This window comes from Pseudomonas sp. HP_14 (assembly GCF_055283875.1).
The window spans coordinates 1-20625 of sequence record NZ_JBTOQI010000007.1; the positions used below are offsets into that span (position 1 = coordinate 1).

General features: G+C 57.5%; 16 protein-coding genes and 1 rRNA gene. 8 read left to right on the top strand and 9 right to left on the bottom strand.

Features of this window, described 5'->3' with window-relative positions; genetic code table 11:
- A 5S ribosomal RNA gene (gene rrf / locus ACYASS_RS06795) occupies positions 1 to 102 on the top strand; the annotation flags it as partial.
- A 159-nt stretch (positions 103 to 261) separates the two neighbouring features.
- Here rrf and ACYASS_RS06800 read toward each other — a convergent pair.
- The 6 genes from ACYASS_RS06800 to ACYASS_RS06825 form a co-directional block, all read right to left on the bottom strand.
- Entirely contained in the window at positions 262 to 999 is a 738-nt protein-coding gene (locus ACYASS_RS06800) for a GntR family transcriptional regulator (RefSeq protein ID WP_463585562.1), read from the bottom strand.
- A gap of 86 nt (positions 1000 to 1085) precedes the next feature.
- The gene (locus ACYASS_RS06805; RefSeq protein WP_463585563.1) at positions 1086 to 2267 is read right to left on the bottom strand and encodes an MFS transporter; all 1182 of its coding nucleotides are present in this window, start codon (positions 2265 to 2267) and stop codon (positions 1086 to 1088) included.
- Between the two features lie 366 nt (positions 2268 to 2633).
- Positions 2634 to 5105: a TonB-dependent siderophore receptor gene (locus ACYASS_RS06810; RefSeq protein ID WP_463585564.1), complete on the bottom strand. Its 2472-nt coding sequence runs from the start codon at positions 5103 to 5105 to the stop codon at positions 2634 to 2636.
- Between the two features lie 95 nt (positions 5106 to 5200).
- Positions 5201 to 6166 carry a FecR domain-containing protein gene (locus ACYASS_RS06815; RefSeq protein WP_463585565.1) on the bottom strand — a complete coding sequence of 322 codons (966 nt, stop codon included), beginning with the start codon at positions 6164 to 6166 and terminating at the stop codon, positions 5201 to 5203.
- Positions 6166 to 6669: a sigma-70 family RNA polymerase sigma factor gene (locus ACYASS_RS06820; RefSeq protein ID WP_243243899.1), complete on the bottom strand. Its 504-nt coding sequence runs from the start codon at positions 6667 to 6669 to the stop codon at positions 6166 to 6168. Before ACYASS_RS06820 ends, ACYASS_RS06815 begins: the two co-directional genes overlap by 1 nt.
- 166 nt (positions 6670 to 6835) lie before the next feature.
- Positions 6836 to 7534, bottom strand: coding sequence for an HAD-IA family hydrolase (locus tag ACYASS_RS06825; protein WP_463585566.1), 699 nt, complete (start codon positions 7532 to 7534; stop codon positions 6836 to 6838).
- Between the two features lie 318 nt (positions 7535 to 7852).
- Here ACYASS_RS06825 and ACYASS_RS06830 point away from each other — a divergent pair, with 318 nt between their 5' ends.
- Positions 7853 to 9340: a YdgA family protein gene (locus ACYASS_RS06830; protein ID WP_463585567.1), complete on the top strand. Its 1488-nt coding sequence runs from the start codon at positions 7853 to 7855 to the stop codon at positions 9338 to 9340.
- Positions 9341 to 9486: 146 nt separating this feature from the next.
- Here the strand turns inward: ACYASS_RS06830 and ACYASS_RS06835 are convergent, their stop codons facing one another.
- Entirely contained in the window at positions 9487 to 10617 is a 1131-nt protein-coding gene (locus ACYASS_RS06835) for a mechanosensitive ion channel family protein (RefSeq protein WP_463585568.1), read from the bottom strand.
- Between the two features lie 536 nt (positions 10618 to 11153).
- Between ACYASS_RS06835 and ACYASS_RS06840 the strand changes: the two genes are divergently transcribed.
- From ACYASS_RS06840 to codA, 5 genes are all read left to right on the top strand, one after another.
- Positions 11154 to 13052, top strand: a complete 1899-nt coding sequence (locus tag ACYASS_RS06840) for an FTR1 family protein (RefSeq protein WP_463585569.1) — start codon at positions 11154 to 11156, stop codon at positions 13050 to 13052.
- A 178-nt stretch (positions 13053 to 13230) separates the two neighbouring features.
- Positions 13231 to 13680, top strand: a complete 450-nt coding sequence (locus ACYASS_RS06845) for a YaiI/YqxD family protein (protein WP_463585570.1) — start codon at positions 13231 to 13233, stop codon at positions 13678 to 13680.
- Between the two features lie 210 nt (positions 13681 to 13890).
- Positions 13891 to 15156 (top strand): cytosine permease, encoded by a 1266-nt coding sequence (gene codB / locus ACYASS_RS06850; protein ID WP_463585571.1) that lies wholly within the window; start codon positions 13891 to 13893, stop codon positions 15154 to 15156.
- Positions 15153 to 16370, top strand: coding sequence for a PucR family transcriptional regulator (locus tag ACYASS_RS06855; RefSeq protein ID WP_463585572.1), 1218 nt, complete (start codon positions 15153 to 15155; stop codon positions 16368 to 16370). The genes codB and ACYASS_RS06855 overlap by 4 nt, the downstream gene beginning before the upstream one ends.
- A 2-nt stretch (positions 16371 to 16372) precedes the next feature.
- Positions 16373 to 17608: a cytosine deaminase gene (gene codA, locus ACYASS_RS06860; RefSeq protein WP_463585573.1), complete on the top strand. Its 1236-nt coding sequence runs from the start codon at positions 16373 to 16375 to the stop codon at positions 17606 to 17608.
- A gap of 109 nt (positions 17609 to 17717) precedes the next feature.
- Here codA and elbB read toward each other — a convergent pair whose 3' ends face one another.
- On the bottom strand, positions 17718 to 18380 hold the full coding sequence (gene elbB / locus ACYASS_RS06865; RefSeq protein WP_122667070.1) for an isoprenoid biosynthesis glyoxalase ElbB: 663 nt from the start codon (positions 18378 to 18380) through the stop codon (positions 17718 to 17720).
- 329 nt (positions 18381 to 18709) lie between these two features.
- A complete protein-coding gene (locus ACYASS_RS06870) occupies positions 18710 to 19390 on the bottom strand; it encodes a DedA family protein (protein ID WP_243243916.1) in 681 nt (226 codons plus the stop codon).
- A gap of 219 nt (positions 19391 to 19609) precedes the next feature.
- Between ACYASS_RS06870 and hemB the strand changes: the two genes are divergently transcribed.
- Positions 19610 to 20620, top strand: a complete 1011-nt coding sequence (gene hemB, locus ACYASS_RS06875; RefSeq protein WP_087271991.1) for a porphobilinogen synthase — start codon at positions 19610 to 19612, stop codon at positions 20618 to 20620.
- The last annotated feature ends 5 nt before the right edge of the window (positions 20621 to 20625 follow it).

Below are 20625 nucleotides of genomic sequence, written 5' to 3' on the forward strand. Positions count from 1 at the left end.
AGCATTGGAACCACCTGATCCCATCCCGAACTCAGTAGTGAAACGATGTATCGCCGATGGTAGTGTGGGGTTTCCCCATGTGAGAGTAGGTCATCGTCAAGATTAAATTCCGAAACCCCCGATCGCTAACGCGATCGGGGGTTTTGTTTTTTAGGTCTGATAATCAGGCTTCTGAGCGATCTGTAAGTGTTGAGCTATCAACAGCTGATGCACAATCAGGCAGTAGTGCCGGATGACGGCACAGAAGTGAGAAAGCTACTGCTAGCTAACGCTGATTTTTGCTTTACGTACGGGCAATGGTTGAGCGTTAGCCTGGCTTTGCAAATACTGAGTAACGGCTTTCACACCACGGTTGAGGTGCAACTGCAGAGCCTGTACGGTTTCCTCTACCTTCCGTTCCTCAGCCAGTTTAAGCAACTCCCAATGGTCGTCCTGAGCGAGTTTGCCCAAACCCATCGCTGCCAGATTAAAGCGCAGGAAACGCTCCTCTTCGCTTAACCCTTGTTCCACTGCCGCCATTAACCGCCTGTTAGAAACCTTGGCATAGAGCGCCATATGGAACATACGGTTGAGCCTGCCGATTTCAGCGTATTCGGTTTCAACTTCAAGCTTCTCGATGCAGAGCCGCGCTTGGGCAATATCGCTGGCATCAAGGAGGGGGATGGACAAGCGTATTGCCTCTGATTCAAGAAGGATGCGTAGTGCGTAGGCATCAACAGCATCTTCGCCAATCAGTGGAGCTACCACGCCCCCTTTGTGCCGCTCAACCCGAAGCAATGACTGTGCTTCAAGCTGTCGAAGAGCCTCGCGCACAGGCATACGGCTTACGCCGAACAGAGTGGCGAGTTCTTGCTGACGCAACGCGGTACCGGCTGGCAATCGACCATCCAGGATTGCGCTGCGTAGTTTTTCCTCGATCACTGCTCTAGCCAAATGCGCAGGCGGCTGCTCGTCGCCTATGATCGCGCGCAAGAGGCTTTCTCTAGCCGAGTTGGGCATCGCTACTTTTCTTCATGGGTGAAATTATTGGATCCAATTGACACTAGGTGGTGCTCGATGGGTTGTCAAACCTGCTGGCCTGGAGATCAGTGATCTATAGCCGCGGCGGACATACGCTTGCGCGCACTCATGAAGCATAGTGCGCCGCCAGCAGTCGTCAGTCCGGCCAGAACATAAAACATTGTGGTGGGTGGTGTATTGATCAACAGGTAGCCGCAAATCACCGGGCTCAAAGCACCACCGAAGGCGGCCAGGTTCTGCGCGCCATAGTAACTGCCCCGCAAGGCCTCGGGAGCGATTGTATCGACGAACAAATATTCGGCGGGGTATATGATCATTTCCCCGAGGGTAAAAATGAACATTGCGATGCACCACGTCAGCATATTGTAAGAAAAGCTGAAGCTGATCAGGCCCAACACGAACAATCCTATTCCCACACAAATCCATCCGGCCAGTTGCTCGCGCTTGAGTAAGCGGCCTACTTGATATTGCATGAGGATTACCGTCACCGCGTTGCAGGCCAGCACGGCGGACAGAATGTGCAGCGCGTCCTCCTGTACATGAGTGACTAGCAGGAACTGCGATAGATACAGCGTAAAACGGCCATGAACGATCGTGCTGAGCAAACTCCCACAAGTGAACAGGATCAGCGTGCGGTCGCTTTTCAAGATACGCAGAGTGTCGAGGAAACTCTGAGGTTTCGTGCTCTCGGTAGGTTTAACCGGAGCGATCCCGACCATCAAAAACACGCTTCCCAGCGCAATTGCACCTGCAATCAGAAACGGTGCGAGCGGTAGATATCCTGCGATGATCACGCCCAGCATTGGCCCGGTGGCATAGCCGATATTTGTCAGCGTGTAGCGCAGCGAAAAGACTTTGGCGCGCATACCGATGGGCAGGTTCTCGCTGATGATGGCTTTGGAGCCGATAAGAAATAACGCTGATGCTGCCTCGGTAATTACCAATGTCAGGGTCGTCAGGTAGACGTTGTGGGCAAAGGTCAGCAAGGTGAAGCCGATGGCACTGGAAAGCATCGCCATAATCAACAGCCTGCGCTTGTCCAGGCGGTCGATGATGTAGCCCCCATACAGCCCAAGTAGCGTGGCGAGAAACACAGCTATGCCCATCAGCAAGCCGACATCTTGCTGGTCCAGCCCTAGTCGATTGCTCAAGAACAGCGTCAGCAAGGGGCTGGTGATAGCGCGGCTAACAACAATGGTCAGCGAGCAGATCAGCAGCCGACGGATGACGAGGGAATACATGACCACGCGTGGATAACGTCCGCAAAGGATGATTGGGCGTGGCGCGTACCGCCACCCAGGACAACTGATCAGGATGGCAGGATCATCCTGCTCAATTCAGTCAATCGGGTTGTACGGCAAGCTTATATATAAAGTGGGCTGGCGTCAGCGATTGTGCTGACCGCGATAAGGCGTACGGGCGGGAGATGACTTCGCTGCAAACACGGGAGAGTCTGTAGGAGCTGCCGAAGGCTGCGAAGCATTCATGCTCGAATACAGAGATCGCAGCCTTCGGCAGCTCCTACAGAGGATGAATACAGCCCGGAAAATCGAGTGCGGTGAGATGAGTCACCACGTGCGAGAAAGCGCAATACAGCACTTTCTCGCCAGCGATCAGAAGTCCACCGTGGCCGATACCTTGAGCGTCCTTGGCGTACCCTGGGTCAGATAATTATTCGCGGTCGACGCCGAAGCCCAATACGCTTTGTTCGCCACGTTTTCGACATTGGCGCGCAGGGTGATGTCACGTTCGTCCATGGTGAATGTGTAGCGAGCACCCAGATCTACTCGCGTCCACGCCGGGATGCTCAATGTGTTGGTGCTGTTGACGTACTGACCGCCAGTACGCAGCAGGCGCGCATTGAGCGCTGCCCCGCGAATGCCTGGCACGTCCCAGTCGCCTCCCAAATTGAATTGAAAGCGCGGAACGCCAGCCGCGCGGTTACCATCCGTGGCACCCCCGGCGGTTTTAGTCAGCTCGGTGTTCATCCAGGTTGCACCTGCCAACAAACGCAAACCGTTCAGGGGCTCGCCGAATACGTTCAGCTCGACGCCTTTATTGATTTGCTCACCATCAACACTAAAGGTCCCAATGCTCGACCCGGGATTGGTGTACGTGGCGCTGTTAGGCTGCTCAATTCGATAAACACCCAGCGTTGCACCGTATGTATCCCAATCCAGCTTGACCCCTGCTTCTGTCTGTTTGCTTCTATTGGGCGGGAATACTTCGCCGGGATTGGTGACGCCGGTGCCTGTCGGCGCAGTGGGGCCCTGAGCCAGTCCTTCGATACGATTAGCATAAAAGGAAACATGCTCCCACGGCTTGAGCACCAAACCGTAGACCGGGGTCGTGATGGACTCGCCATAATTGGACGTGCGATTTCCAGTCGCAGTGTTCCACGAGTCAACTTCAATGGTCTGGCGACGCAAGCCCAGCGTCAGCAGAATGCGGTCATCGACGAAGCCCAGCGTGTCCGAAAGCGCCACGCTTTTCATACGGTTTTTGCCGACGATACGCGGGTCGTGAAGGTCGCTGCCAAAGTACGTTGCCGGTGGCGTCGGGCGCGGGGCCTGCACCGGGTCATAAAGGTTGCCGGGAAAACGACTGGCGACATACAGCGCCTCATAAGCCGAGCGCTGTTCACCCCATACACCGGACAGGCCGAAGTTCATCTGATGAGTGACAGGGCCGGTATTGAAGTGCCCATTAAGCCCGGCCATTGCGCTCTTGTTGTCTTCGTCATGGGGCGGGTAGAGGAAGCCACCCCGGGCGGTACCCGACTTGTCGCTGACATACAGCGACGAATACACACCGTTTTCGCGCGTGTGCTTGGCGCCCACACCGGCATACACCGTCCAGTTGTCATTCAGGTCGTACTCGCCGTTGAGCATGCCGTAGGTATCTTCGAGCTGCGACCAGGTCCAGTCCTGCGAGTAGTTATGACTGGCCGAAGGTGCCTTGGGAACCGATGTGCCGGTGGGATAAACCACCGCACGACCCTGGTTGATGCGCTCTTTCTGATAACCAAGATCCGCCGAAAGGCGTAGCCGGTCACCGCGATAGTCCAGCGCTACGGCAATCAGCGACGAGCGCTGTGATTCATCATCAATGCCCGTGTCCCCTTCATGCTGGGCCAGGTTAACCCTCACGCCAAATTGATTGTCTTCGCCAAAACGCTGGCCCAAGTCCAGATGCCCGCCGACCTGGCTTTTTCCGGTGTAGTCCAGGGTGACACTGCGGGTAGGTGTGTCCATCGCCCGCTTGGGCACCAGGTTCACGCTACCGCCGATACCGCTGCCTGAGGGTGAAACACCGTTGATGAAGGCATTGGGGCCTTTGAATAACTCGACACGCTCCAGCGCCTGAGTGGTGATGATTTGCCGGGGCAGAATGCCGTACATACCGTTGAGCGAGATGTCATCGGTTTGCAAGGGCAGGCCACGAATAGTGAAGACCTGAGAGAAGTTACCGAAGCCTGCCGATTGGCGCACCGATGCGTCATTGAGTAAGACGTCGCCGACGGTTTTAGCTTGCTGATCAGCGATCGTTTGCGCCGTATAGCTCACGACGCTGAAGGGCACGTCCTTGATCTCGCGGTTGCCCAGTACACCCAGCCGGGCGCTACGGGCGACCTGGCCACCTGCGTAAGTTTCGCTCTGACCGATCGATTGCCCGTCTACCGTGGTCGCGCCCAGCTCTACAGCCTCGCCGGCTTCAATCCGCGGAGCCACGGTGTACCCGTTGTTGCCAGTGCTCAGCAACGTGTAGCCAGTTCCCGCCAGCAACTGCTCAAAGCCTGTTTGTACGGTGTAACTGCCCTTCAGCCCGTTACTTTGACGATTGTTGAGCAACGTCGCATCGAATGACAGTGGTACGCCGGACAGCGCCGCAAACTGCGCGAGCACATGCCCCAGCGGACCCGGGGCGATGGCATAGTCTTGCGCAGTGGTGTTGGTGGTCGCATCAGCCGCCAGAGTGCAATGCATTGGCAGGGCTGCCGTCAGGGCGATGGCGACGCTCAATGCCTTGAGGCGCGAACGGGATGGGCGATTGTGGAGCGAATGCTGAAGCAACCTGGCTGTCATGCGGCATACCTGTCGGCGCAGAGAAAATGTGGGCGTTATCTGCACACCGAACGACACGGGAAAAGGTATCAGCGAAAGTGAAATTATTTTGCGAGCTAGGCGCGAGGCTCAACCGTGACCCAGTAACGGGTCATGTTGCTGACGGTGATCGGGAGCGTGTCATTCAGCAAGCGTAGGCTGGCGTCGGTATCACGCAATGAAAATGCGCCAGAGACGCGCAGCTCGGCAACGGCGGTATGGCAGCGCAACATGCCCGGCCGATAGCGTCCCAATTCAGCCAGCAAATCAGCCAGTCGCATATCCTTGGCCACCAGCATGCCGTTTTCCCACGTCAGCGCACTGGCATCCACACTGCTGACAGGTGTCATCGAGTTATCACTGAACGCACCTTGCTCGCCAGCCTGAAGCACAAGGCTCTGCACGGAGCTGAATGGACGCATCTCCACCGCGCCCTCCAGAACGGCTACACGACTCCACTGTTCATCCAGGCGGACGCTGAATCGCGTGCCCAACGCACGGGCGCTGCCGTGTGGTGTTTTGACGATAAAAGGACGATAGCGGGTCGCAGGGTCTTGCGCCGTGGTAATCAACATCTCGCCCTTGATTAGCTCGACGCGGCGCTCGTCATCGCTGAAAGCAATGTTCACCGAGCTGGCCGTGTTGAGCACCAGATGAGTTCCATCAGCCAGGGTGATTTTGCGCTGCTCGCCAATCGCTGTGTGCTGATCGGCTGTCCATTGCTGCCAGGGCAGACGCTGGTAGGCCAGCCACGCGCTTGGGCCCGCGAGTAACAGCAGGCCAAGACGGGTCAGGGCCTGACGACGTCCTATCCCTTTATTGCGGCCAATCTGCTGCAGTGTCTGCGTAGCAATCGAGCCGGGTACCGAGCGGAAGTCACCGAGGATAGCTTCTGCTCGCTGCCAGGCCTGGGCATGCTGGGCACTGCGGCCACGCCAGCTCTGAATGGCGCGATGGTCTTCATCCGTTGCTGACCCGGAGTGCAGCTGCACCAACCAGTCTGCGGCTTCGCCAAGAATCTGAGGATCAATGGGCGGGTTCATCAGGCCACGCTCAGGCAGGCAAGAAATGCATCGCGCATGTAGCGTTTGACACTGATAAGGGACACGCCCAATTCTTCGGCAATTTGCGCGTAGGTCAGGCCATCGAGCTGGGACATGAGGAATGCTTGGCGAGTTTTGTCCGGCAGCTCTCTGAGCATGGCTTCGATGCGATAGAGCGTCTCAAGAATCAGCAAACGGGTTTCAGGCGAGGGGACTTCCGGCTCAGGTAAATGAGCGATCGTCTCAAGATAGGCGCGCTCGACGTCCTGGCGTCGCCAGCGATCAATTACCAGCCCCTTGGCGATGTGAGTCAGTAGCGCTCGCGGTTCACTCCCCATAGTGCGAGCCTGTCGGGTGAGCAGGCGCAGGAACGTGTCGTGTGCCAGATCCGCAGCATCGCTGGCGTTACCCAGCTTGCGGACAAGCCAACCCTGCAACCAACCGTGGTGATCGCAGTAGAGGTTGTGGATTTCCAGATTGAGTGATCGATCGGCGGACGACATAGATAACCACTGGAGCGCGTCCGGCATCCTTGCCAGATGTAATTAAGAATTGATCGCAATTCTATCCGCGTTCAGCCAGAGGTGGCAATTTTTGAAAGCGGGAGCGAGCGCAGTACCTATCAACAAGCCTCGCTCCGCTAATGACTCAGCCGCAGCGCTGCAACCCTTAGGCCTGGCCTTTCATTGCTGGCAATCCCCAGTTTTGCAGCGGGAAGTCGGCCAGCGATTTCAGAATCAGATCCGCGTGCTCATACTGCTCCAGCGGCATGTGCGAGTCGGGCACCGCAACGGCGTACATGCCAGCAGCCTTGGCGGCCGTCACGCCGAAGGGCGAGTCTTCGAACACCAGGCAGTCGGCTGGCGCAACACCCAGACGGCTGGCGGCGACCAGGAAAATATCCGGCGCAGGTTTCGCCGCACCGACTTCCGGATCATCTGCAGTCACCACGGTTTCGAACAGTTCGAACCAGCTGCGGTGCATCTCGGTCTTGGCGTGGAAGTAATGGATCGATGAACTGGTGCCAACGGCGATGGGAATATTGTTCTCCGCCAGATGCCGTACCAAGGCTTCAGCGCCATGCATCGCGGGGGCTTTCGGGAAGCGCTCATCCAGCATGGGGGCGCGGATTTCGAGGAACTCATCCACTGATAGTGGCAGTTCCAGCGCCTGAATCACGTAATTTGCGAAGTCCTGCGCGCCGCGGCCGATAGTGTGCTGTTTGACACCCCAGTCAAATGTGCGGCCATACCGGCTGGCGATCAAATGGGTCACTTCGGTATAAACCCCTTCGGTGTCCAGCAACAAGCCGTCCATGTCGAAAATCACCGCCTTGATCGGGCCTCGCTCGCTTCGCTGTTCAGTCATCGTCTCGGATCCTGTTATTTCAAACCGGCCCCCAGCCTAACGTCTGGAGCAAGACTATTGCTACCCCACACCTGAATGCAGGCAGTTTGCAACCAAACCGTCGGAACGCTGCCCAACAGCCTTAGAAAAGGAGCATTCGTACACACAAAACAGCAACAGTACTGGGTCATGAGAAGATGGCGATGATAATCTCTCGCGACTTTTCGCCCATGTATCGTGCTGTTTTGGTCGGCCTGGAATCAGGCTGCCGAAAACCCGCGAAGGGTTCAGGGAAGACTTTTTTCAAATTACCCAGAAACGGATCTCTTCGAGTCAAACATGAATAAATCAGTAGGCATCGCAGCAGGCGTCATCGTTGTCGTGGGGGCGCTGGCCACCGCCGGAGCGTGGTACACGGGGACCCGAATCGAAGGCGTACTGCGTGATTCGATCGATCAGAGCAATCAGGAGCTGGCTAAATCCCTCAAAGGCTCTGATAGCAGCATTACGTTGGAGATGGTGTCGATTGACCGGCATCTGTTCAGCAGCACCGCACATTATCGCGTGCTTGTTCACGATGAGAATCTGACCACCGATGGCAAGAATGCCGAGTTCCTGTTCGTCGACAACATCGAACACGGCCCGTTGCCGTTCTCACGCCTGAAGGGCTTCAAGCTCCTGCCGGTCATGGCTCAGAGCAACTTCCAGATGGAGAAGAGTCCAAGCGCCGAGAAATGGTTTGCCATGAGCAACGGTGCAAGTCCGGTCACCGGCTACGCCAGCGTCGGCTATGACCGCTCTGCCACTGGCGCGCTGTTGCTGGCGCCGCTGGAACTGAAGGACACCGACGGGACGTTCACCTTCTCAGGTCTGCGACTGGATACCGAGGCCAGCGCTGATGCTGACAAGATCAAGCTGCTTGGCAAAATGGATAACTTCCAGCTGAACGTCACGTCGCCAGAGGGTGAGGTCGCGTTGGGTGCCAAAGGCGTGACCCTGGACATGGGCGGCACCAAAGGCAAATCCGGTTTCTATCTGGGCCATAACAACCTGAAAGCCGATAGCTTCTTGGCACAGGTTGCAGGGCAGGCCCCCATCGCGCTCAAGGACGTGACCGGGACCAGTCTGGCTCAGGAAGAGGGCGGTAATCTTGCTGCGCAGATGAGCTACAACGTCGGCATGATCAATTACAACGGCAAGGACGTCGGTGCGTTGCAGTCGGCGTTCAAGATCAGCAACTTTGATGTGGCCGCTTCACAGGCACTTTACGACCTGTATCAGACCAAAATCCTGCCGCAACAACAGGCCGCCAACGCAGCCGGTGAGAAGCTGGCGCTGCAACTCAGCCCCGCAGACCAGCAATTGATCGATACGCAAATCATCAAATTGCTGGCCGCCAAGCCACACGTCGAGCTTGAAAGGCTGGCGCTCAAAACTGCCAATGGTGAAAGCCATCTGCACGTTGCCGTGGATTTGACTGACACCGGCTCGACCGAACAGCCATCGCCTGATCGCTTCCGCAACGCCATTGCTCAACTGGACGCGCGTCTGGTTTTGTCCAAGCCAATGATCAGTGACCTGGCGACCCTGCAGGCAGGTCTTGCCGGGCAGACTGACCCTGCTGCGATCGCTGAACAAGCCAAAGCTGCCGGTGACATGGCCGGTGCAATGGCCGTTATGATGCAAGTGGCAAAGGTTGATGGCGATAACATCGTCTCCAACCTGCAATACGCCAATGACATCGTTGATTTCAATGGCCAGAAAATGACCCCTGAGCAATTCATTGCCCTGATCATGAGCAAGGTCATCGGAATGCGGATGAAGTAAGAGGGCGCGGGCCTGCCCTTATAGGGGAGCCGCTAATCTGTTGGCACGAGGCTGGTCCGCGAAAAACGATAACGCGGTGCAACTGGTGCACCGCGTCGACTGATTCGCAGGCGAGCCTCGCTCCAACAAGAATGTGGAAGCAAGCCTCAAACCGGCGGCTGACGAGGAATGTCGACTGGCGTTTCGTGGACGTCGATTTCTGGTCGTACATTGCGCGAGGAAATTTCCGTACGCAGTTGCGGCAGGCTTTGTGGGTATTGCTTGGCGATGAAGGCAATCAGGCGTTCACGCATGTGACAGCGAGCGTCCCAACTGCGCGAGGAGTCTGCCGAACTCAATAGAACCCGAAGCTGCATGGCTTTGGCATTGGTGTCCGCGACTTGCAGTACGCATACTCGACCGTCCCATAGATGGGGAATGTCTTCGCAAATGCGTTGTACCTCTGCGCGCAGTTCTTCCACCGGTAACGAATAGTCCACCCAGACAAACACCGAGCCAATAAGGCTTGAGGTGGCACGTGTCCAGTTCTGGAAAGGCTTCTCGATGAAATACTGCAGCGGAACGACCATGCGTCGTTCGTCCCAGATCTTGATGACCACGTACGTGCCGCTGATCTCTTCAACGCGTCCCCATTCGCCCTCGACAATGACCACGTCGTCGAGCCGGATCGGCTGGGAAATGGCGATTTGCAGACCCGCGATCAAATTCCCCAGTACCGGTTTTGCGGCAAAACCCGCAGCCAGTCCGGCCAGACCTGCTGACGCCAACAAGCTGGTACCGATCTTGGCGACAGGCGGGAAGCTCATCAGGATCAAGCCCGTACCAAAAAGCAAAACCAGCGCATTCAGGCAGCGCACCAGAACGCGGACCTGCGTTTGTATGCGGCGTGCATGCAGGTTATCCACGATGTCCAGCGGGTTACGGATTGCCACCGCTTCACCCACCGCCTTGACGCAGCTGAGCACCAGCCAGGTAAACCCGGCAGTAACCAGCAAGCCATTGACGTGGCGCACCGTGCCGATCAGCACCAGATCATCGGGCGCTGAAGTCCAGACTGTCTGCAACGCCAGTAGTGGCATGAGCCATAGCGTCGGATTGGCCGCTCGATAAACCAGCTGTTGTGGCAGCACGAATGAGCTGGCGACGCGACGCAGAACGCTCAATGCCAGCCAGCGGATCAGCAAGGCCAGTAATACCGCAACACACGCGGCGATCAGAGTCTTGAGCCAAGGCAGAGGCACTGCCTCCAGCCAGCTCTGGGGCAACAGATATTCCATCGACGGTACCCACAGCAAAAATGACTTTAAGCCGAGCGGACCCTCTCGATTTTGGCCCGTCGGCCTCGATGGCGATAGCTGCCTGAAAACGTGTGAACCCTGTAACGCCGCGAATGTTCCCCGGCATTTGGCGTGGCATCTTTCATGAATTGTTGAGGGCGGGAGTCACGAGCGGCTTTCAGGGATTTTTCGTCCCTAAACAAAAAACCCGCCGAGGCGGGTTTTCTTCAAGACCATTCCAACATCCTGTCGGTAAGCCCTCCGGGCCATGGTCGATCATCCTTGATCCTGTGCGCGTCCTGCGCATCAGTTGTTGGATCCAATATTACGCAGGAACCCAAAGCACCAATAGGGCGAATTGCCGTCTCTTCGTGTAAGCCTTTGGCTATTTATGCCAGTAATTCTCATTACCGTTGGGCGGCGCTGTGGATAAGCTGCGGTTAATGTAATATTTAGCAACAAAGATCTGGCCTAGCCTTAGTCGCGAGGTAGCCGGATGAACGATGCGCGACCTGATTAACTTGCCGAGATCACTGATGTCCATGCGTTCCCGTTTTCTGGCCTGGCTGATGTTGCCATTGCTGGCGCTGTGCAGTTCCAGCTTGCTGGCTGATACCACTGATGGCGCGGCGCAAGCCCTGCATTTACTTGATTACATCGGTGCCGATTACCCGTCGAGCGTGGCGGACGGCAAGATCTTGGATGAAGGTGAATACCGGCAACAGGTGGATTCCCTGGGTATTTTGCGAGACCTGGTTGCTGCGTTGCCTGAGCGGGCAGAGCGCGCCGAACTCGGAAAAGCTGTTTCAAGCCTTGCCGATGCCGTTGCCCAAAAGCAGGACGGGGCAGTGGTTACCCGTCAGGCCCGTCAATTGGGAGCACGTTTGGCCGTGGCTTATGAGGTCAGTCAGGCGCCAGTGATCACACCCGATCCTGCGCGTGGCGCGCCGTTGTATGCCCAACATTGTTCGGTCTGTCATGGTGACGCTGGCGCCGGTGACGGCCCGGCGGGTATCGGCCTTGAGCCGCCTCCCTCGGATTTACGCGATGTCGCTCGCCTGGATCGTCTGAGCCTTTACGACTTATACAACGCACTAGGCCTCGGGATTGCCGGGACTGATATGCCGGCTTTCGCTGACCAGCTGGATGATCGTCAGCGCTGGGACGTTGCCACTTATATCGCCAGCTTCAGCGCGCAGCCGGTGACGGCACCCGCCAAGACTTACAACCTCGCTGACCTGGCGCGGCAAACCCCACTCGAAGTCAGCGCTGCCGAGGGCGAACAGGCTGTTGCCATGTTCCGTGCCCAGCGTGCGCAGCCACCACAAGTCCAGCGCGGCCCTGCGCAATTGCTCGATTACACCAGCCAGACGCTGGACAAGAGTCTCGCTGCTTATCGCGCAGGCGATCACGAACAGGCTTATGACTTATCCGTTGCGGCCTATCTGGAAGGCTTCGAGCTGGTTGAAAGTTCGCTGGATAACGTCGACGCCAATGTCCGCAAAGACACTGAAAAGGCTTTGATGGCTTACCGTCAGTCTTTGCAGGACGGCTTGCCGCTTGAGCAGGCTGCGCAAAAGCTGGATTTCGCCAAAGCCAAACTCAAGGAGTCGGCGGGCCTGCTGGGCAGCGATGGACTCAGCACTTCGCTGAGCTATATTTCCGGGCTGTTGATTCTGCTGCGTGAAGGCCTTGAGGCGATTCTGGTGTTGGCGGCGATCCTCGCTTTCCTGCGTAACACGGGTCAGGAGTCAGCGGTACGCAGCGTCAATATCGGTTGGGCACTGGCCTTGCTGGCGGGGCTCGGGACCTGGGCGCTGGCGGCTTACGTGATCGACGTCAGTGGCGCTCAACGTGAACTGCTTGAGGGCGCGACGGCGTTGTTCGCCAGTGTGATGGTGTTGTGGCTGGGTGTCTGGATGCACGACCGTCGTCATGCCGCGGCCTGGCAGGATTACATCAAAAGCAGCCTGGTAGGCGGCGGTGGTCGTTTCGGTTTTGCGATTCTGGCGTTCTTCTCGGTTTATCGGGAACTGTTCGAAGTCATCCTGTTCTACGAAACCCTGTGGTTGCAAGCTGGCCCGGCCGGGCACAATGCTGTATTGGCTGGCGGCGCTACGGCGCTGGTATTGCTGATCGGTCTGGCGTGGATCATCCTGCGCGGCTCGGCAAAACTGCCATTGACGCTATTCTTCGGAATTAACGCTGCACTGTTGTGCGCATTGTCGGTGGTGTTCGCCGGGCATGGCGTCAAAGCCCTGCAGGAAGCTGGCATATTCGGGACTCGCCCCGTGCCGTTCTTCGAGTTCGACTGGCTTGGGATTCATGCCGACGCGTATTCCCTGAGTGCTCAATTCATTGCCTTGCTGGCCATCGCGGTGCTGTACGGCCGCAGTTGGCTGGCCGAGAAGCGCAGGGCGCAGGCTGTGCAATAATTCGCGGCGCGGCTAATTCCCGGTAGGAGCGAACTTGTTCGCGAGCCGTTGGTACAAACGATACACAGCGTTCGCCAGCCGAGGTGCTCGCGAACAAGTTCGCTCCTACCGGTGTTGGAGGCTTCTGTCATGGCGAAATCCCACACCGTTCATGAGTCACTACAAAGGACACCGCCCCATGCGCGTCTGGATCGATGCCGACGCCTGCCCCAAGGCAGCAAAAGACCAGGTCATCAAGTTCGCCCTCAAACGTCAGTTCGAAGTGGTGCTGGTTGCTGGTCAAAGTCAGATCAAGCCCACGTACACGCTGGTCAAGCTGATCGTGGTCCCGAGTGGTCCTGATGCCGCGGACGATTATCTGGTGGAGCATGCTGTGCCCGGCGAACTGGTGATTTGCAGCGATGTGCCGCTGGCCGATCGCCTGGTTAAAAAGGGCGTCGCAGCGCTGGATCCGCGTGGCAAGGAGTTCGACGCGCAGAACATGGGCGACCGTCTCGCTGTGCGTAATCTGTTTACTGACCTGCGTGATCAAGGCCAGATGGGTGGTGGGCAGCCGCCGTATGGCGACCGGGAAAAACAGGCCTTTGCCAACTCTCTTGACCGCATTCTCACGCGTCTCACCCGCTGAAAATTGCACCCTAAAACGGTGCATGCCCGCCTCGGAATGAATCACTCTGCACAGTCTTCCGCAAAAATAGCGCGTTGAGGTGTGCAGTTCGCACATCTGCCGATATCAACACTGCCTGCTTTTTTCTGCTTCGAAGCGACGTCCGGAAACGGCCTGGTTATTGCTCTGGCACCAGCCTGCCCCGACCCTTTCGATGTGGAGAAAAACGATATGAGTTCACCCAGCGAGTTTCCCTTGAGCGAAGCCCCGCGTGAAGGACGCAAAGGGCTGTTGTCGATTTCCATGGTGCTGTTCAGTTTCACGTTCTTCACCGGGACTATGTTTGCCGGTGGAAAGCTGGGTATGGCGTTCAACTTCGTCGACATGCTGTGGATCGCAGCCATTGGCAACAGTCTGTTGGCGATCTACGCGGCGGCGCTGGCCTTCATCGCGTCGCGCAGCGGCTTGAACACTGTGCTGATGGGCCGTTTTTGTTTTGGTGAGGCGGGTAGCCGACTGTCGGACGTCCTGCTTGGCTTTGCCGAACTGGGCTGGTACGCGTGGGGCACCGCGACGGTTGCCATCGTGTTGGTGAAAATGCTCGGCCTGGCGGAGGGCTTCACGTCACCACTGATGGTCTTGTTTGGTCTTGGCTTCAGCATCACGGCGATCATCGGCTACAAAGGTCTGGACGTGCTGTCGCGAGTCTCAGTGCCACTGATGTTCGTTCTGTTGGTTATCTCCATGTACATCGCCACCCGCGATGTGGGCGGTTTTCAGGGACTGGCAGCGGTTATTCCTCACGAAACCATGACGCTTTCAGCGGCTATCACTATGGTTTTCGGTACGTTTGCCAGTGGCGCGACTCAGGCCACCAACTGGACGCGTTTGTCGCGCAGCGGACGCGTGGCCGTGACTGCCAGTGTCGTTGCCTTTCTGCTGGGCAACGGTTTGATGGTCGTCGCTGGCGCCTGGTGCGCGATGGTTTATCAACAGGCCGATATCGTTGAAGTGATGATGCTTCAGGGCCTGTCGTTCGCCGCAGTGATCATGCTTTGCCTGAACCTGTGGACCATTCAGGGGCCGACTATTTACAACGTATCGGCTGCGGCCTGCCACCTGTTGCGTAGCGAGCGGCGGCGGACCATGACATTGATCGCCGCAGCGCTCGGTATCGTGTTGGCCATCGGCGGCATGTACGAAATGCTGATTCCGTTTCTGGTCCTGCTGGGCTCGATCATCCCGCCGATAGGTGGCGTGATCATGGCTGACTTCTGGTATCGCCATCACGGTAAATACCCTGCTTTGGCCAGCGTCGTGCTGCCACGCTACAACCTGCTGGGCCTATCGGCGTATGCGGTTGGCGCCGCACTGGCGTATTTCTCGCCGTGGATTGCGCCACTTGTAGGCATTGCCGCGTCGGCTATTTTCTACATCGTCCTGCTTGAAGTCACCGGCAAGCGGAGCATGGTTGCCAGCGTTCAGGAGGAGCTTTGACCCTGACCGTTGAAGAAATCCTCCAGCTACCGGGGCTGGAGGAAATGACCGTGCGCGCAGGGTCGGCGAATCTGCATCGCAGTGTGCGCTGGTCCTATGTGGCGGAGAATGAGGGTATTGCCGACTGGATCATGGGCGGCGAACTGGTGTTCGTCACCGGCATCAATTATCTGCGCGACGAAGCCAACCTGCTGCGTATGGTTCGTGAAGGCGATGCAAGTGGCATCGCCGGGCTGGTGATCCTCACCGGTGATGCTTATATCCAGCACATCCCCGAGTCTGTAATCGCGCTTGCTGAGCAGTGTGGCTTGCCGCTGATTGAGCAGCCGTATCTGTTGAAGATGGTCATCGTCACCCATCTGATCGGCACGGCGCTGGTGCAGATGGCGCAGACCAAACGCTCGCGCCACGACATCCTAGGCCAATTGCTCAGTGGTGATTACCCGAGCCTGAGTATCGCCCGGCAGCGCGCTGCGCATTTGCGTTTGCCGCTGGAAGTGCCCCGGCATCTGGTAGCGCTGCGTTTGTCGGCGGTCAGCGTGCTGTTCGACAGCCATGAGCCGGAGGCGGCGGAGCGCCTGCTGCAACAGACCCGGCAAGCGGTGCTGGATCATCTCGACGCTTGGAATCGCGTTTTGCCAGACGCTTTGCCGGTTATTGTGCAGGGCGATCTTTTCATCTTGTTGCTGCCCAGGCTTGAAGCAATTCGTCATGAACTGGCGTTGCTTTATCGAGAGCTCGCGTCGGTGCTCGGCAAAATGGCGTTGTTTATGGGGCTGGCCAACCCGGTCGCAGACTGTGGGCAATACCGGCAGGCGCTGAACGAGGCTCGGCAGGCATTGGACGTTGCCGAGCACCTACGCCCCGCCAGTGGCCTTTGCGATTTCAGCGAGCTGGGCGTATTGCGCTTGCTGCAAGCCGTTGCTGATCGCTCGGTCATCGATAGCTTCGTCAAGCAGATCCTCGGGCCGCTGATTGAAACTCACCGCAAGCAGCCTCATAGCCTGATTGAAACCATGGACGCCCTGCTTCAGGAAAACGGCAACGGGCTCAAGGCCGCTCAGCGCCTGGGCATCCATCGCAACACCATCAACCAGCGTATTCAACGAATCGAGCAGCTCAGTGGGCAGTGTCTCGATGACCCGAATTTTCGAATGAACGCTTCGGTTGCGCTGCTGGTATGGCGCATGTCCGAAGCCCAGCGACAGGAATGAACATGAACATCATCAATGCCACATTGCGTAAAACCCAAGGGCTGCACACTGTCAGCTGGGAGAACGGCTGTATTACGGCCATCACCGCTCAGGCTGAGAGCCTGCATCCCGGGGTTGATGACATCGATGCTCGCGGCCAGCTAGTGATTGCGCCATTGATAGAGCCGCATATCCACCTGGACGCAACGCTGACCGCTGGCGAACCAGAATGGAACATGAGCGGGACTTTGTTCGAAGGTATCGAGCGCTGGGCCCAGCGTAAGGAAACCATCACTCATGAAGACACCAAGCAGCGCGCGCATACCACCATTCGGATGCTGGCCGAGCATGGCATTCAGCATGTACGAACCCATATCGATGTCACCGACCCGACCTTGGGTGCGCTCAAGGCGATGCTTGAGGTGCGTGAAGAAGCCCGTCACCTGATTGATCTGCAAATCGTTGCGTTTCCTCAAGAAGGCATCGAATCCTACGCAGGCGGTCGTGAGCTGATGGAGCGTGCCGTGGAGATGGGCGCCGATGTGGTCGGCGGCATTCCGCATTTTGAAAACACCCGTGAGCAGGGCGTCAGTTCGATCAAGTTCCTTATGGACCTGGCTGAGCGAACCGGTTGCCTGGTGGATGTACATTGCGACGAGACTGATGACCCGAATTCGCGGTTTCTGGAGGTGCTGGCTGAAGAGGCGCGGGTGCGTGACATGGGTAGCCGCGTGACGGCCAGCCACACCACCGCCATGGGCTCCTACGATAATGCGTACTGCTCGAAGCTGTTTCGCTTGTTGAAGCGCTCGGGGATCAATTTCGTCTCCTGCCCAACCGAGAGCATTCACTTGCAAGGGCGTTTCGATAGTTACCCCAAGCGCCGCGGCCTGACCCGAGTCGCCGAACTGGATCGAGCAGGGATGAACGTGTGCTTTGGTCAGGACTCGATCAAGGACCCGTGGTATCCGCTGGGTAATGGCAACATCTTGCGCATACTCGACGCAGGCTTGCACATCTGCCACATGATGGGCTTCGAGGATCTGGCACGCAGCCTTGATCTTGTCACCGACAACAGTGCTCGCACCCTTAACCTGGGCGAGGGCTACGGCATCGCAGTGGGCCGACCGGCGAACCTGTTGATCCTCGATGCTGAAAGTGATTACGAGGCCGTGCGCCGTCAGGCAAAGGCTCGGATGTCGATTCGCGGCGGGAAGGTACTGATGACGCGGGTGCCGGAGCGGGTTGAGTTTAGTTAAACCGCCATACTGCGCTGTCCTGCAGGAGCTGCCGAAGGCTGCGAATCGCGGCGCATCAGGACAACCGCTTCCCAGCCTTCGGCAGCTCCTACAAGGCGGCTACTCAAGCCTATTCCTCGTGTGTCAATTCCAGCACCCGGTCCACCAGTTTGTTGATCCCGGCGGCCGCCTCGCCGATGGTTTTGGCAACCATATAGGCCGGAGTACTGACCAGTTTGCGGGCTTTATCTTCGACGATATCGGTCACTTCGCATTCCTGATGCTCACCCTTCATGCGGGTGATGGCGTCTGCGGTTTCGGCATCGTTGCCGATGGTGCAGGTCACGCCGGGGCCGTAGATTTTTGCGGCCAGCGCAGGGCTTATGCAGATAAGCCCGACTGGCTTGCCCGCTTCAGCGAATGCTTCGGCTAATGCCAGGACTTCAGCCTGTACCTTGCAGTCCGCACCTGCGGTGGCGAAGTCAGACAGATTTTTGGCTGCGCCGAAACCACCAGGAATAATCAGTGCATCAAACTGGGTGACATCGGCCTCACGTATATCTTCGATGGCACCGCGAGCGATGCGTGCCGACTCCACCAGCACGTTGCGGGTCTCCGGCATCTCTTCGCCCGTCAGGTGATTGACCACATGATGCTGCGTGATATTGGGCGCGAAGCATTGCACCGCCGCGCCACGCTGATCAAGGCGCAGCAGCGTGAGCACGCTTTCATGAATTTCTGCGCCGTCATAGACACCACAGCCGGACAAAATCACGGCGACTTTCTTTTGCATGATCATTCTCCCTATCGAAAGCAGCGGTCTGCCCAACGACTTTTAACCTGGTATTGGGACAAGCGTCTGGGGCGGGGATTCAATCGGATAGTCTATGCGTACGTCTTGGCACCGCGCTGTCGCGCAGCAAACATTGGACCTGCAGGAGTGACCGGGGTTGCGTTCCACATTGCTCGCGATTCGGTTTGTCAGTCAATGAATATAGAGCCTGTGCTGACGCTATCGCGAGCAAGCTCACTCCTACAGGCAAGTAGGTAGCTGTATTCTTTTGATAGAAGGAGGGGCGTTACAGGCGAGCGCAATGCCGGGGCATTGCGCTCGTGGTGGACCTAGCGGTCGCCGTGTTTCTTGCTGTCAGCAGGCACTTCAACGGTGACTTCAGCCGGAACCGGGTTAGCGACACCCGCTTCAGCATCGGCGGCCGCTGCCATGGATGCTGCGGCAGCTTCTTCTCTGGCAATGCGCGCGTTCTTGAAACGACGACGCAACCAAAGGGCGAACCCAAGTACCAGCAGTGCGCCGAGTACCCACAATTCGTACTTCTTGATGTTACCCAGCATGCCTTCGAGCACTGCGCCGAAGTGATAGGCCGCATAACCCAGCGCCGCGGCCCAGACAGCTGCGCCAATGCCGTTGAGGATCAAGTAGCGCAGCGGCGGATAGCCCGAGAGGCCGATGGCCACAGGCATGACAGTACGCAGCCCGTAGACGAAGCGAAAGCTCAGGACCCAGAGATCCGGATGCTTGCGTACGTGCGCGAGCGCTTTGTCGCCCATGAGTTGCCAGCGCGGTTTACGCGCCAGGATTTTGCGACCGTGCTTGCGCCCCATGTAATACCAAAGCTGGTCCCCGGCGTAGCTTCCGAAGAAAGCCACGACCACGACCAGTTTGATGTCCATGTACTCACGGAACGCCAGAAATCCAGCGAGGACCAATATGGTCTCGCCTTCAAAGAAGGTGCCGATGAAGAGGGCAAAGTAGCCAAATTCGTGCAAGAAATTCTGGAGCATTGTCTGGATGCTGGCGAAATGAACGCGCAGCCTAACTCGGCCAAGGCATTCAGGAAAGTGTGGAAATGTGTCTCGACGTTAATCTTTCCTACAAGGACAATGGCAAAAGCCTCAACTGCGGCCCCGAGTCGCACGTGGCCCATGACTGTCACACATTAGTCATAATGGTCGCTTATAACTGTCACGCTTGCCCGTGTACGCGGGCTCAGGAGTCTCGCCGTGAGCTTTACCCCCGCCAACCGCCTGTTTCCTCTTACCCGCCTGCGCCGCAATCGTCGCGATGATTTCTCTCGTCGTCTGGTCCGCGAAAACGTTGTGACTGTCGATGACCTGATCCTCCCCGTATTTGTACTCGACGGTGAAAACCGTCGTGAAGAAGTCGCGTCGATGCCTGGCGTTGAGCGCTTGAGTATCGATCTGCTGCTCGAAGAAGCGCAGAAGTGGGTGGCGCTGGGCATTCCTGCCCTGGCGCTGTTCCCGGTGACTCCGGTCGAAAAGAAAACCCTGGATGGTGCCGAAGCCTGGAACCCGGACGGTATTGCCCAGCGCGCCACTCGCGCGCTGCGTGACCGCTTCCCGGAGCTGGGCGTCATCACTGATGTGGCGCTTGACCCGTTCACGACTCATGGTCAGGACGGCATTCTTGACGAAGAAGGCTATGTGCAGAACGACATCACCGTCGATGCACTGGTCAAACAGGCACTGTCCCATGCCGATGCCGGTGCTCAGGTTGTGGCACCCTCCGACATGATGGACGGTCGGATCCAGGCTATTCGTGAAGCGCTTGAACTGGCTGGCCACGTCAACGTGCGGATCATGGCCTACTCGGCCAAGTACGCCAGCGCCTACTACGGTCCATTCCGTGATGCGGTCGGGTCGGCGTTGAATCTGGGCAAGGCGAACAAGGCGTCCTATCAGATGGACCCGGCCAACAGCAACGAAGCGCTGCATGAAGTGGCTGCCGATCTGGCTGAAGGCGCGGACATGGTCATGGTCAAACCGGGCATGCCTTATCTGGACATCCTTCACCGGGTCAAGGATGAGTTCAAAGTGCCGACATTTGTTTATCAGGTCAGCGGCGAGTACGCGATGCACATGGCGGCCATCCAGAATGGCTGGCTCAGTGAAGGCGTTATTCTCGAATCGCTCACCGCTTTCAAACGCGCAGGGGCTGACGGCATCCTTACTTATTTCGCCGTCCGCGCTGCAGAACTGTTAAAAGGGCAATAGCCGTA